This window comes from Mycobacterium intracellulare ATCC 13950 (assembly GCF_000277125.1).
In the GTDB taxonomy this organism is placed as follows: Bacteria; Actinomycetota; Actinomycetes; order Mycobacteriales; family Mycobacteriaceae; genus Mycobacterium; species Mycobacterium intracellulare.
The window spans coordinates 4,020,841-4,033,697 of the sequence record NC_016946.1 but is presented as its reverse complement, the minus strand read 5'-3'; the positions used below and the strand labels follow the sequence as shown (position 1 = coordinate 4,033,697).

Genomic DNA, 12,857 nt, shown 5'->3' with positions numbered 1-12,857 from the left:
CACCGAGATTTGCTCGCTATAGGAGCGCGCTCATGTGACCAGGGGCAGCGCGTAACCGCGACGCAGCTTGCCGGACGGCGTCTTGGGAATCGCCCCCGGGGCCAGCACCACCACACTGCGTGGCCGCGCCGCGACTTCGGTGACGACTTCGTGAGCGACCTCATGCTTGATGCGCCGCACCTGCGCGGCATCATCGACGTCGTTCGACTCCACCGCAACGGCAAACGATTCCCGCGAACGGCCGGCGTCGAGCCGCACGGCGGCCACACACCCTGCGCGCACCCCGACGACGCGCCCGGCAGCACGTTCGACATCAGCGGGGTAGATGTTGCGTCCGGCCATGATGATGACGTCTTTGGCCCGACCGCACACGACCACGTGGCCCTGCTCGGTGAGATAACCCAGATCGCCGGTGTTCAACCACCCCTGGTCGTCTTGAGCGGCCATGAAACCGGCCGTCGTGAGATACCCGGACGTGACCGGATCTCCCCGCAACTCGATGACTCCCACACCGCGGGGCGCCTGAACGGCGCCGTCCTCATCGACGACGCGTGCCTGTATACCCTTCAGCAGCGGCCCCAGCGATGCGAGTCGACGAGTGCGGCCGGCGGCGGTGGGCACTGCGCGCCGCAGCACCGCCAGCATATCGCCGTCCACCTCATCAACGACGAGTCCACGGCCACACTCCGAAAATGACACCGCCACAGTCGTTTCGGCCATTCCATAAGCGGGCAAGATCGCTTCTGGACGCAGTCCGAACGGCACGCCGGCCAAACACAGTTCCTCCACGTCGGCCGGTTCGACCTGCTCGGAACCTGATAACGCCCACCGCAACGACGACAGATCAAAATCACCGGGCTTTGCGTGCCGCCGTAACCGCTTGGCGAGCATCGCGTAGGCGAAATTCGGTGCCGCGGTCATGGTCGCTCGGTACTTGTCGATCAACTTGGGCCACAACAAGATATCGGACAAGAAGTCGAGTGGCGTGATCTTGACCAATTCGGCACCGAATAGCATTGGCACCGTTAAGAATCCGGTCATTCCCATGTCGTGGAATAGCGGTAACCAGCTCACGATCACGTCGGTGTCCAAGTCGTACTGGGCACCGACGAACATCGCCTCGGCGTTGGCGAACACGTTCGCATGGGTGATCATCACTGCTTTAGGGCAATCCGTCGAGCCAGACGTCAACTGCAGAAGCGCCAGATCGTTCTCATCGCTGTCGACGACGGTGGTCGGTGCGGCGCTCAATAGCTCGGCCATCGTCACCACCGCGACATCGTGCTCGGTTAACACGTCCACCGCGGCCATGAACGGCTCCGACACGATCACGACGGTTGCCTCGATCATCGTGATGACCGCCAAGGTGTCGCGCACCCACGCCTGCAGATCGGTGCGTGGCGTCGGTTGATGCAGCATCGTCAAACACGCGCCGCGCAGCCAGACCCCCTGCGCGATCGGCGCGACTTCCGCCGGGGCGCCGGCCAGCACACCGACCCGATCGCCCGCGCCGACCCGGAGGGCGGCCAGTCCGCCGGCTACCCGTCGGGCGCTCTGATGTACTTCGGCCCAGCTAGACCGAACCGGCGAACCAGGTTCGCCGGTCACCAGGCCATGGGTACTCGACTCCGCAGCGCAGAGCATCGCGTCAACGAATCTGCTCACCGCCACCTCCCCTGTGTCAGGCCAGCTACAGGCCTGTTTTGGTCATCTCGGGACGTATGAGGTGCCGAGGACATGCTACTGACCTCAGGCGCGTCTCCCCGGAGGGCGCGCCGCTTGTCCGGGTCAGGCTGACGGCGCGGCAAGCTGATCCGTCCGCGAGAAACGCCGAACTACGGATAGGCTGTTGGGAACAAGGGAGGATGGACGTCATGTCCACACAGAATTGGTGCGACGCACCCGAGATTCACCCGTCGCAGATCCGGGTCGGCGACGTCATCGGCACGCGCCGCCCCACGGAACTGCGCCTGACCGTCAAGATGATCAGTGGTCCGCAGAGCGGTCCGCGGCAATGGACATTCTTCAGCCGCGACGACAACGGCCAACAGCGCACCAGCACGTTCGGCGAGGACGACGTGGTTCGCAGATACGCCAAAGCGGCATGACGATGCCGTAGATTCGTGCCAAACGCCAAGGGCGCCAACGGATCTAGGATTCCGCGGCGATGGCGATCGACTTCGTTTCCAGGTAACCGTCGAGGCCTTCGGGCCCGAGTTCGCGGCCGTAGCCGCTGGCCTTGACGCCCCCGAAGGGCGCGAACGGATCCATCGTGTAGCCCTGGTTGACGCCGACGGTCCCGGTGTGGATGCGGGTGGCCATCGCCAGCGCACGGTCGCTGTCGTCGCTCCACACCGAGCCGGCCAGGCCGTAATCGGAATCGTTGGCGATCGCCAGCGCCTCCTCGTCATCGCGGTAGGGGATGACGGTGATGACGGGCCCAAAGATCTCCTCCCGGGCGATGCGCATCGAATTGTCGGCCGCCGCGAACAGGGTGGGCCGGACATACCAGCCGCGGTCGAGTCCGTCGGGCATGTCGGTGCCGCCGATGACGACGCGCGCCCCCTCGTTCTGGCCGATCTCGATGTAGTCGCGAACGCGTTGCTGCTGGCGCCGGGACACCAACGGACCGAGCTGGGTGTCGGGATCGTTGGGATCGCCGACGCGAAGGCCGGCCATCTCGGCGGCGAGCGCGTCGACGTACTCGTCGTGGCGCCCCTGCGGCACCAGGACCCGGGTGAGCGCATTGCAGATCTGGCCGCTGTTGGACAGGCTCGCGGATCGCACCCCGGCGGCCACCTTGTCCGGCGATGCGTCGTCGAGAACCAGGGCGGCGGACTTGCCGCCGAGTTCCAGGCTGACTTTGGTGAGGTTGACCGCACACGATGCGGCCACCGCCCGCCCCGCCGCGGTGGAGCCGGTGAACGACACTTTGTCGACGCCCGGGTGGGCGACGAGGTAGGCGCCCAGCGCACCGTCGCCCGGCAGGATGCTGACCACGCCCGGCGGCAGGCCGGCTTCGGCGATCATCTCGCCTAAAAGCAGCGCGTCCAACGGGCTTTCGGGGGCGGGTTTGAGCACGACGGCGCAGCCGGCCAACAGCGCGGGCACCAGTTTGGTGACGATGAGGAACTGGGGCATGTTCCAGGGCACGATCGCCGCGACGACGCCGACGGGTTCCTTGCGGACGTGCACGTCGCTTCCGAAGAACCCGGGCCTGGTCTCCTGCCACGGGTGCCGTTCGGCCAGGTCGCAGAACGCGCGCATCATGAATGCCGGCAGGCCGACCTGGGCCCGCTGGGCGAAGCTGATCGGGGCGCCGATCTCGGCCGTGATCGTGGTGGCCATCTCCGCGCGGCGTCCGTCGTAGATGTCGGCCAGGCGCCGGATCGCGGCGACCCGTTCCGCCGGCTCGCTGCGGCCCCAGGGCCCGAAGGCCGCGCGCGCCGCCGCCACCGCCGCGTCGACGTCGTCGGATCCCGCCGCATTGACCTCGGCGATCGGTTCCTCGGTGTGCGGAGAGATGACGTGCAAGACGCCGGCCTGCGGCCGCGCCCCATCGCTTCCGGCGATCTGCACTGCGGGGTGATGGTCCATCCGCGCCTCCCGGGGCCAGTATCAACTACTTGCTATTGGTGACACGAGGATATACCGTCGGCCGTGACGGAGCCCTCAGGGATCGGTGAAACCGGTGCGCGGGTGGTTGTTTTCGCGCAGGCATTGCTGCAGTTTCGCTGAGATTGGACTGCTAAGGAGCGATCATGGCTCGATTTCCTAAACCGCCGGAGGGGAGCTGGACCCAGCATTACCCGGAATTGGGCACCGAGCCGGTGTCCTACCGGGACTCGATCAGCCCCGAGGTCTATGAGTTGGAACGTGACGCCATCTTCAAGCGTGCCTGGCTCAATGTCGGTCGCGTTGAACAGCTTCCGCGCAAAGGCAGTTACCTCACCCGCGAGCTGAAGGTTGTCAATACCTCAATCATCTTGGTGCGCACCACGTCTGGCGACATCAAGGCTTATCACAACGTGTGCCGGCATCGCGGCAACAAGCTGGTGTGGAACGACATGCCGCAGGAAGAAACGGCCGGGGTGTGCCGGCAGTTCACCTGCAAGTACCACGGCTGGCGCTACGACCTGGACGGCAACCTCACCTTCGTGCAGCAGGAGGAGGAGTTCTTCGACCTCGACAAGGGCCGCTACGGGCTGGTGCCGGTGCACTGCGACGTGTGGGAAGGGTTCGTCTTCGTCAACTTCGCCAAGAAGCCCGAGCAGTCGCTGCGAGAGTTCCTCGGACCCATGATCACCGGGCTGGAAGGTTATCCCTTCGACAAGATGGTCTCGCGCTGGTGCTATCGCTCCGAGGTCAAGGCGAACTGGAAGCTCTACATGGACGCGTTCCAGGAGTTCTATCACGCGCCCGTGTTGCACGCGAACCAGTCACCGACCGCGTACTCGAAGGCGGCCGCCGAGGCGGGTTTTGAGGCCCCGCACTACCGGCTGGACGGGCCGCACCGGCTGGTCAGCACCTCGGGGGTGCGCGCCTGGGAAATGGCCGACGAGATGCGCAAGCCGATGGAGGACATCTGCCAGAGCGGGCTGTTCGGCCCATGGGACAAGCCCGATCTGGGCCCGATGCCCGAGGGGCTCAACCCGGCGAAATGTGATCCGTGGGGGCTGGATTCGTTCCAGCTGTTCCCCAACTTCGTCATCCTGTTCTGGGGCCAGGGCTGGTATCTGACCTACCACTACTGGCCGACGTCGTATAACAGTCACCTCTTCGAGGGCACGCTGTACTTCCCGGCGCCGCGCACCCCGCGTGAGCGCGTCGCTCAGGAACTGGCGGCGGTGTCGTTCAAGGAATACGGGCTGCAGGACGCCAACACGCTGGAGGCGACCCAGACGATGCTCGAATCCCAGGTGATCGACGAGTTCTTGCTGTGCGACCAGGAGGTCCTGATCCGTCACCTCCACAAGGAGACCGCCGCCTGGATCGATGACTATCGCCGGACGACGAGCGCGGGGGTGTGAACGAGATGCCGATGCTGCCCGCCGAGTTCGCCGACCTCGAACCGTTCGCCGACTGGTGCCTGGCGAGCGAACCCGAACGTTACGCCAAGAGGCTGGCCAGTTCCATGGTCGAAATGAAGGCCTTCTACGACGCGATCACCCCGCGGGCCGAGGAGGCATTGTCGTTCTGCGACAAGTTCTCTCTCGACGACCTGCCGGACGACGTTCTGAATCTGATGCACCTGCTCTACTCCATGATCATGGTGTCGTTCCCGGTGGAGTGCTGGAAGCAACCCCGCGTCCCCGACTCGGGTGCTTCGACCCTGGACTGCGTGTCCGAGCCGGTTCCATGACCGAGTCGACCGTCCTGCGGGCGGCGCGGTGGGCCGACGTCGTCACGGGCCGGATCCACGCTCCGGCGGTGATCGTGGTCGACGGCGAACGCATCTCCGCGATCAATCCCGAAGGGCCGCTGCCGGATTCGGCCACCATCGTCGAGCTCGGCGACGTGACGTTACTGCCGGGCCTGATGGACATGGAGCTCAACCTGCTCATCGGCGGACCCGGCGGGCCGGAGGGCCTGCCGTCGCCCATGCATGGCGTGCAGGACGACCCCGCCTATCGCACGTTGCGCGGGGCGGTCAACGCGCGCACCACCCTGGAGGCCGGGTTCACCACGGTGCGCAATCTCGGGCTGATGGTCAAGACCGGCGGGTATCTGCTCGACGTGGCGCTGCAGCGCGCAATCGACCAGGGGTGGCACGTCGGGCCGCGCATCTATCCCGCCGGCCATGCCGTCACCCCGTACGGCGGGCACCTGGACCCGACGGTCTTTCAGCGGTTGGCGCCCGGGGTCATGCCGCTATCGGTGGCCGAGGGCATCGCCAACGGCGTACCCGACGTGATCGCCTGCGTGCGTTACCAAATCCGGCACGGCGCCAAGCTGATCAAGGTGTCGGCCTCGGGCGGGGTGATGTCGCACAGCACCGCGCCCGGCGCGCAGCAGTACTCCGACGCCGAGTTCGCCGCGATCGCCGACGAAGCCCACCGGGCCGGAGTCCGCGTGGCCGCGCACGCCGTCGGGGACACCGCGGTCCAGGCCTGCATCCGCGCGGGCATCGACTGCATCGAACACGGCTTTTTGGCCAGTGACGAAACGATCCAGATGATGGTCGACCACGGCACCTTCCTGGTCTCGACAACGTATCTGACGGAGGCCATGGCCATCGACCGCATCGCGCCGGAGCTGCGCAAGAAGGCGCTGGAGGTGTTTCCGCGCGCAAAGGCCATGCTGCCCAAGGCGATCGACGCGGGCGTCCGGATTGCGTGCGGCACCGACGCGCCGGCCATCCCGCACGGCCAAAACGCCAAAGAACTGGGTGCGCTGGTGCAGCGGGGCATGACTCCCGCGCAGGCAATCCGGGCGGCCACGGTGGTGGCCGCCGAGCTGATCGACGCCGACGACGAGTTGGGCAGGCTGGCGCCCGGCTATCTCGCGGACATCATCGCTGTGCCGGGAGACCCGTTCGACGACATCGCCAAGACGCTCGAAGTCCGTTTTGTCATGAAGAACGGACAGATCTACAAAAGCCCCGCGGCCTGACGGAGGCAGGTATGGAACTCACCGACAACATCCTGTGGCTGCTCAAGCAGGCCTTCTATTACTCCCTGACCACCATCAACGAGGCGATGCGCGAACACGGCGTGAGCACCGCCCAGATCGGTGTGCTGCGCCAATTGGCCAACGAACCCGGGTTGTCCGGCGCCGAATTGGCGCGGCGGCTGCTGATCAGCCCGCAAGGCGTCCAGCTCGCGCTCACCGCGTTGGAACGCCGCGCCCTGGTGGAAAGGAAGCAGGACCCCCAGCACGCGCGCATCCTGCGGGCCTACCTGACCGGCGAGGGCCGCAAAGTCGCCGAAACGGTGGTCAGTGACGCGATCGCCGCACACCAGGAGGTGTTCGGCGTGCTGACCGAGGAAGAGCAGCGGACCCTGCGCGAATTGCTGGGCCGCGTGGTCGAAAAGGGCACCGGCCATGAGCTGTTCGACGATCACGTCGACGGATGACGTGACCAATATCTAGTACTTGAGACTAATCGCAAGTAGTTGATACTCTGACGGAGATGGGCGATCACCACAGCACAGCCAACGCCGGTCCGGCGACCGAGACCGGCGGCGCAGCGGGCGCTGTCGACATGGCCGATGCCCCGGAAGGCTTTGTGCCGCTTCGGGTCAAGCACGTGATACCCGAAACCCGCGACGCCGTGTCGATCGTTCTCGATGTTCCCCGGGGCAGCGCGGCACGGTTCGGCTACCAAGCCGGGCAATTCCTGACGCTGCTGGTCCGCGTCGACGGGCGCGAGTACCGGCGCTCCTACTCGATGTCGTCATCCCCCGCGGTCGGTGAAGACCTGCGCATCACGGTCAAACGCGACCGCGGCGGCGCGGTGTCCAACTGGCTCAACGACACCGCCGCACCCGGCGACCTGCTCTACGCCCTTCCACCGCAGGGACGCTTCGTCTTGAACGACACCGGCCGGAACCTGGTCGCGTTCGCCGGCGGAAGCGGCATCACGCCGGTGTTTTCGCTGTTGCGCACCGCGCTGGTGTCCGGCACGCGCGGCGCGCGGTTGTTCTACGCCAACCGAAACCGGGACGCGGTGATCTTCGACGAGGCCCTCAAAACGCTGGAAAAGCGCCACGCGGACCGTTTCGTCCTGCACCACCATCTCGACGACCAACGCGGCTTCGCCACCCAGGCGGACATCGCCGCGTTCGTCGAGAACACCGACGGCGCCGACTTCTACGTCTGCGGGCCGAACGAGTTCATGGATACGGTGCGAACCGCCCTGGGCGCGGCGGGCGTGCCCACCGGCCGCCTGCACATCGAGCATTTCGACGTGGCCGACGTGGCCGCGGCGGCGCCGCCGGAGACCGACGCGGTCACCGACGAGGTCACCATCGTGCTGGACGGATCGACGACCACCGCGCCGTACTACGCGGGCAACACGCTGTTGCAGACAGCCCGCATGGCGGGGCTGCGGGCGCCGTCCTCGTGTGAAATCGGTTCGTGTGGAACGTGTATGGGGCGCCTGACGCAGGGTAGCGCCCGGATGATCAACAACGATGCGCTCGACCAGGATGAGGTCGACGACGGCTGGGTGCTGACGTGTCAGGCCGTGCCGACCAGTCCCACGGTGCGGGTGGTCTACGAATGAGCGATAGGGCGGCGGATGCGATGACCAGGGTGGCGGTGGTGACCGGCGGCGCCTCAGGCATGGGTGAGGCGACGTGTCACGAATTGGGCCGGCGCGGCCTCAAGGTGGCCGTCCTCGATGTCAACGAGCATGCGGCGCAACGCGTCACCGACGGCCTGCGCGCCGAAGGTGCGACCGCGCTAGCGGTGGGCGCCGACGTCACCGATCGGTCCGCCGTCGAGCAGGCGTTCGCGAAGGTGCGCAGCGAACTGGGACCGGTGACGGTCCTGGTGACCAGCGCCGGGATGTTCGGGTTTTCGCCCTTCTTGGACATCACCGCCGAATCGTGGTCGCGGATCATCGATGTCAACCTGACCGGCACGTTTCATTGCTGCCAGGTCGCGCTCCCGGACATGGTGGAGGCGAACTGGGGGAGAATCGTGATGATCTCGTCGTCGAGCGCCCAGCGCGGATCCCCGTTCGCCGCCCACTACGCGGCGTCCAAAGGCGCGGTGATCACGTTGACCAAGTCGCTGGCCCGCGAATACGCGGCGAACGGGATCACCGTCAACAACATCCCGCCCTCGGGCATCGAGACCCCGATGCAGCACCAGGGCCAGGCCGCCGGGTACCTGCCCTCCAACGAGCAGATCGCCAGCAATATCCCGGTGGGCTACCTGGGCACCGGGGCCGACATCGCGGCCGCGGTGGGCTTTTTGTGTTCGGAAGAAGCGAGGTACATCACCGGTCAGGTCTTGGGCGTCAATGGCGGATCGGTGATGTGATAGTGAGGATGCGATGACGAGATCAGGCCGGCCGCCGGAAGGCTCCTGGACCGAGCACTACCCCGAATTGGGCACGGGCCCCGTCTCTTTCAGGGATTCGACGTCCCGCGAGTTCTACGAACTCGAGCGGGAGGCGATCTTCAAGCGGGCGTGGCTCAACGTCGCCCGGGTGGAGGAATTGCCCCGCGTCGGCAGCTACCTGACCAAAGAGATCGAAGTCGTCGGGGCGTCGGTGATCGTGGTCAAGGGCAAAGACGAGCGAATCCGCGCCTTCTACAACGTGTGCCGGCATCGCGGAAACAAGTTGGTGTGGAACGACTATCCCGGCGAGGAGACCCGCGGCACCTGCCGGCAGTTCACCTGCAAGTACCACGGCTGGCGCTACGACCTGCAGGGCGCGCTGAAGTTCGTGCAGCAGGAATCGGAGTTCTTCGACCTCGATCCCGCGAAGTATGGGCTGCGTCCGGTGCACTGCGACGTGTGGAACGGCTTCGTCTTCATCAACTTCGACACCGAGCCGCGTCAGAGCCTGCGCGAGTTCCTCGGCCCGATGATCACCGGGCTGGACGACTATCCGTTCGGGAAGCTGACCGAACGCTACGACTGGGTGGCCCACAACAACAGCAACTGGAAGATCTTCGCCGACGCCTTCCAGGAGTACTACCACGTGCCGTCGCTGCACTCGCAGCAGGTGCCGGCGGAGGTGCGCGACCCCAACGCCGGATTCACCTGCGGGCACTTCCAACTCGACGGCCCGCACCGGCTGGTCTCCACCGCCGGGCGGCGCCGCTGGCTGTTGCCGCCGGAATACATGTACCCGATCGAGCGCGCCACCCGCAGCGGGCTGGTGGGGCCGTGGCAGACCCCGGACATCGGCGAGCTGCCGGCCGGGCTCAACCCTGGTGGGATCGAGCCCTGGGGGATCAGCAATTTCCAGATCTTCCCGAACATCGAGATTTTGATCTACGGCGGATGGTATCTGCTGTACCGGTACTGGCCCACCTCGCACAACACGCACCGGTTCGAGGCGTACACCTACTTCCACCCGGCGAGCACCGTGCGCGAGCGCATCGAGCACGAGGTCGCCGCGGTGGTGCTCAAAGAGTTTGCGCTACAAGACGCCGGAATGCTCGGCGGGACCCAGGCGGCGCTGGAATACGGCATCGTCGACGACTTTCCCCTCAACGACCAAGAGATCTTGGTACGCCACCTGCACAAGGTCGTCGTCGATTGGGTCGAAGCCTATCGCCGCGAACAGGATCCGGTGGGGGTGTGACCATGCATCCCATGTTGCCCAGCGCATTCGCCGAGCTGGAGGACTACGCCCAAACCTGGTGCCTGGCAACCGAAACCGAGCGCTGGAACGCCCGGGTCGGCGCGTCGATGCCGCAGCTACTCGACTTCTACAACGCGTTTTTTCCGCGCCTCGAAGAGGCCATCGACTACTGCGACAAGTTTCCGCTCGACAACCTGCCCGACGATGCGCTCAACCTGTTGCACATGATCTATTCGCTGGTCATGGTCGCCATGGCGGTGGAGATCATGCATCAACCGGCCCCGGTCGACGCCGCCGACGCGGTCATGACCCGGACCGGCTGGCCGGTGCCCTGATTCATCCCTCTCCGGAAAGGAGCGACCATGGGTCTGCTCACCATCACCAAACTCACCGAGTCCGTCGGCGCCGAGGTCGCGGGCCTGGGGCCCACCGAGCTGGCCGACGACTCGGTCGGCGCGGCGGTGTTGGATGCGTTGGAAGACAACGGCGTTCTGGTCTTCCGCGGCCTGCACCTCGATCCTGTGGCCCAGGTCGGCTTCTGCCGCCTCCTCGGCGAGGTCGATCACTCCTCGGACGGCCATCACCCGGTGGCCGGGATCTACCCGATCACGCTGGACAAGTCCAAGAACGCCTCGGCCGCCTACCTGAAGGCCACGTTCGACTGGCACATCGATGGCTGCACGCCGCTGGGCGACGAATGCCCCCAGAAGGCCACGGTGCTCTCGGCGGTGCGGGTGGCCGAATGGGGCGGGGAAACCGAGTTCGCCAACAGCTACGCCGCCTACGACGACCTGACCGATGAGGAGAAGCAGCGGTTCGGCACGTTGCGCGTGGTGCACTCGCTGGAAGCGTCCCAGCGCCGCGTGTATCCCGATCCCTCCCCGGAACAGGTGCAGCGCTGGCGATCTCGGCGCACGCATGAGCATCCCCTGGTGTGGACGCACCGCAGCGGCCGCAAATCACTCGTGCTGGGCGCCTCCGCGGACTACGTCGTCGGCATGGAGCTCGACGAGGGCCGCGCCCTTTTGGACGAGCTCCTGGCGCGCGCGACGACGCCCGAGAAGGTCTACAGCCACAGCTGGTCGGTCGGGGACACCGTCATCTGGGACAACCGCGGGGTGCTGCACCGTGCGGCCCCGTACGACCCGGACTCCCAACGCGAAATGCTGCGCACCACCGTGCTCGGCGACGAGCCGATCGAATGACCACGGACGGTCATCACCCGCTGCGCCTGACACCGCTGCCCGCCGGGGAATGGGACGAGCGCGCCCGGGAATCGCTGGCATCCCTGATCCCCACCGAGCGGGCGAATCCCGTTGGCGCGGGCAATGTTTTGTCCACCCTGGTCCGCCATCCCGACCTGACCGCGGCCTACCTGCCGTTCAACGCGTACCTGCTGACCCGATCGACGCTGTCGCCGCGGGTGCGAGAAGTCGCGCTGCTTCGCGTGGTGCACCGGAGCAAGTGCGGCTATCTGTGGTCGCACCACCTCCCCATCGCCGCGCGAGCGGGGCTGTCCGAATCCGAGATCGACGACATTCGGACCGGCCGCTGCGCCGATGAGACCGACCAGGCCGTGATCGCCGCCGTCGACGATCTCACGGCCGACAGCACGGTCGCCGAGACGACCTGGGATGACCTGTGCCGCTTGTTCACCGAGCAGCAATGCATGGATCTGATCTTCACCATCGGTGGCTACCTGCTGCTGGCCTTGGCCGTCAACACTTTCGGCGTCCAAGACGAGGCGCACCACTGAGATCAGATTTTCAGGTAACCCTTGTCGGCGGGGATCTGCGCGGCGGTGACGAGCGAGGACGCGTCGCCGGCGAGCCACAGCACGATGTCGGAGACCAGGTCCGGGTCGGCGAGTGAATCGGTGGGCAGCGCGCCGGGGGAGAAGCTGTGAATGTAGGTCTCGTGGTCGGCGAAGAGCTGCCACATCGAGGGGTCGTTGCCCATCGGGGTGTCGGTGCCATACGGGTGCACCGAGTTCACCCGGATGCCGTACTCGCCGAGCTCGACCGCCAGGGAGTTGGTCATGCCGACCACACCGAACTTGCTGGCGCAGTAGTGGCCACACCCCGGTACGGCCTTCACGCCCGCGGCCGAGCTGATGGTGATGATCGAGCCCCCATTGCCGGCCTGAATCATCGCGGGCACAGTGGCTTTGATGGTGTTCCACACACCGGTCAGGTTGACGTCAAGGACGTCCTGCCATTGCTGCGCCGAGATCTCCCAGAGTCGGCCCCAGTTCAGCACGCCGGCGTTGGCGACGACGATGTCGAGGCGGCCGAATTGGGTGATCGCGTCGTCGACCACCCGCTGTTGCCCCGCGGCGTCCCGGACATCGACTTGGTCGGCCAGCATCTTGCGGCCTTCGCTTTCCACCAGGCGCGTCGTCTCGGCAAGGTCCTCGCGTGTCGAGGCCGGATAGCCGTTGTGCGCCGCCACCGGGGCGCACGCGTCGATGGCGACGATGTCGGCGCCGGCCCGCGCCAACCGGACGCAATGGGAGCGGCCCTGCCCACGCGCGGCGCCGGTGACGAAGGCGACTCGACCGGCCAGGGGAGTGTCGTTGGCGCTCATGCGA

At 66.2% G+C, this 12,857-nt stretch carries 14 protein-coding genes; 11 read left to right on the top strand and 3 right to left on the bottom strand.

The genetic code is table 11. The features are described 5' to 3' along the window. Positions 1-30: 30 nt before the first annotated feature. Positions 31-1,665 carry a fatty acyl-AMP ligase gene (locus tag OCU_RS43460; protein WP_036459515.1) on the bottom strand — a complete coding sequence of 545 codons (1,635 nt, stop codon included), beginning with the start codon at positions 1,663-1,665 and terminating at the stop codon, positions 31-33. A 209-nt stretch (positions 1,666-1,874) separates the two neighbouring features. On the opposite strand from OCU_RS43460, the gene OCU_RS43455 reads away from it, so the two are divergent. Further along, positions 1,875-2,108 (top strand): hypothetical protein, encoded by a 234-nt coding sequence (locus OCU_RS43455; RefSeq protein WP_026071254.1) that lies wholly within the window; start codon positions 1,875-1,877, stop codon positions 2,106-2,108. 43 nt (positions 2,109-2,151) lie between these two features. On the opposite strand, the gene OCU_RS43450 is transcribed toward OCU_RS43455, so the two are convergent. Beyond that, positions 2,152-3,597 carry an aldehyde dehydrogenase gene (locus OCU_RS43450; protein ID WP_044059219.1) on the bottom strand — a complete coding sequence of 482 codons (1,446 nt, stop codon included), beginning with the start codon at positions 3,595-3,597 and terminating at the stop codon, positions 2,152-2,154. A 164-nt stretch (positions 3,598-3,761) separates the two neighbouring features. Here OCU_RS43450 and OCU_RS43445 point away from each other — a divergent pair, with 164 nt between their 5' ends. The 10 genes from OCU_RS43445 to OCU_RS43400 are packed head-to-tail and all read left to right on the top strand — an operon-like array spanning position 3,762 to position 12,023. Then, the gene (locus OCU_RS43445; protein ID WP_014380806.1) at positions 3,762-5,030 is read left to right on the top strand and encodes an aromatic ring-hydroxylating oxygenase subunit alpha; all 1,269 of its coding nucleotides are present in this window, start codon (positions 3,762-3,764) and stop codon (positions 5,028-5,030) included. Continuing rightward, positions 5,027-5,362 carry a hypothetical protein gene (locus OCU_RS43440; RefSeq protein ID WP_008259272.1) on the top strand — a complete coding sequence of 112 codons (336 nt, stop codon included), beginning with the start codon at positions 5,027-5,029 and terminating at the stop codon, positions 5,360-5,362. The genes OCU_RS43445 and OCU_RS43440 overlap by 4 nt, the downstream gene beginning before the upstream one ends. Beyond that, positions 5,359-6,612, top strand: a complete 1,254-nt coding sequence (locus tag OCU_RS43435) for a metal-dependent hydrolase family protein (RefSeq protein ID WP_009954695.1) — start codon at positions 5,359-5,361, stop codon at positions 6,610-6,612. The genes OCU_RS43440 and OCU_RS43435 overlap by 4 nt, the downstream gene beginning before the upstream one ends. Before the next feature lie 11 nt (positions 6,613-6,623). Beyond that, positions 6,624-7,076, top strand: a complete 453-nt coding sequence (locus OCU_RS43430; RefSeq protein WP_008259268.1) for a MarR family winged helix-turn-helix transcriptional regulator — start codon at positions 6,624-6,626, stop codon at positions 7,074-7,076. Positions 7,077-7,132: 56 nt separating this feature from the next. Next, complete coding sequence (locus OCU_RS43425) at positions 7,133-8,227, top strand: ferredoxin--NADP reductase (RefSeq protein WP_009954696.1); 1,095 nt, start codon at positions 7,133-7,135, stop codon at positions 8,225-8,227. A gap of 20 nt (positions 8,228-8,247) precedes the next feature. Next, positions 8,248-8,991 (top strand): SDR family NAD(P)-dependent oxidoreductase, encoded by a 744-nt coding sequence (locus tag OCU_RS43420; RefSeq protein ID WP_009954697.1) that lies wholly within the window; start codon positions 8,248-8,250, stop codon positions 8,989-8,991. Positions 8,992-9,004: 13 nt separating this feature from the next. Continuing rightward, the gene (locus OCU_RS43415; protein WP_009954698.1) at positions 9,005-10,267 is read left to right on the top strand and encodes an aromatic ring-hydroxylating oxygenase subunit alpha; all 1,263 of its coding nucleotides are present in this window, start codon (positions 9,005-9,007) and stop codon (positions 10,265-10,267) included. Further along, complete coding sequence (locus tag OCU_RS43410) at positions 10,264-10,602, top strand: hypothetical protein (RefSeq protein WP_009954699.1); 339 nt, start codon at positions 10,264-10,266, stop codon at positions 10,600-10,602. The genes OCU_RS43415 and OCU_RS43410 overlap by 4 nt, the downstream gene beginning before the upstream one ends. A gap of 27 nt (positions 10,603-10,629) precedes the next feature. Beyond that, a complete protein-coding gene (locus tag OCU_RS43405; RefSeq protein ID WP_009954700.1) occupies positions 10,630-11,472 on the top strand; it encodes a TauD/TfdA dioxygenase family protein in 843 nt (280 codons plus the stop codon). Beyond that, positions 11,469-12,023, top strand: coding sequence for a carboxymuconolactone decarboxylase family protein (locus OCU_RS43400; protein WP_009954702.1), 555 nt, complete (start codon positions 11,469-11,471; stop codon positions 12,021-12,023). The genes OCU_RS43405 and OCU_RS43400 overlap by 4 nt, the downstream gene beginning before the upstream one ends. A 2-nt stretch (positions 12,024-12,025) precedes the next feature. Here the strand turns inward: OCU_RS43400 and OCU_RS43395 are convergent, their stop codons facing one another. Then, positions 12,026-12,853: a mycofactocin-coupled SDR family oxidoreductase gene (locus tag OCU_RS43395; protein WP_014380805.1), complete on the bottom strand. Its 828-nt coding sequence runs from the start codon at positions 12,851-12,853 to the stop codon at positions 12,026-12,028. Positions 12,854-12,857 lie beyond the last annotated feature (4 nt).

Coding starts and splice junctions, on each gene's coding strand:
- OCU_RS43455 (WP_026071254.1), top strand. CDS start 1,875: ATGTCCACACAGAATTGGTGCGACGCACCCGAGATTCACCCGTCGCAG.
- OCU_RS43450 (WP_044059219.1), bottom strand. CDS start 3,597: ATGGACCATCACCCCGCAGTGCAGATCGCCGGAAGCGATGGGGCGCGG.
- OCU_RS43445 (WP_014380806.1), top strand. CDS start 3,762: ATGGCTCGATTTCCTAAACCGCCGGAGGGGAGCTGGACCCAGCATTAC.
- OCU_RS43435 (WP_009954695.1), top strand. CDS start 5,359: ATGACCGAGTCGACCGTCCTGCGGGCGGCGCGGTGGGCCGACGTCGTC.
- OCU_RS43430 (WP_008259268.1), top strand. CDS start 6,624: ATGGAACTCACCGACAACATCCTGTGGCTGCTCAAGCAGGCCTTCTAT.
- OCU_RS43425 (WP_009954696.1), top strand. CDS start 7,133: ATGGGCGATCACCACAGCACAGCCAACGCCGGTCCGGCGACCGAGACC.
- OCU_RS43420 (WP_009954697.1), top strand. CDS start 8,248: ATGACCAGGGTGGCGGTGGTGACCGGCGGCGCCTCAGGCATGGGTGAG.
- OCU_RS43415 (WP_009954698.1), top strand. CDS start 9,005: ATGACGAGATCAGGCCGGCCGCCGGAAGGCTCCTGGACCGAGCACTAC.
- OCU_RS43405 (WP_009954700.1), top strand. CDS start 10,630: ATGGGTCTGCTCACCATCACCAAACTCACCGAGTCCGTCGGCGCCGAG.
- OCU_RS43400 (WP_009954702.1), top strand. CDS start 11,469: ATGACCACGGACGGTCATCACCCGCTGCGCCTGACACCGCTGCCCGCC.
- OCU_RS43395 (WP_014380805.1), bottom strand. CDS start 12,853: ATGAGCGCCAACGACACTCCCCTGGCCGGTCGAGTCGCCTTCGTCACC.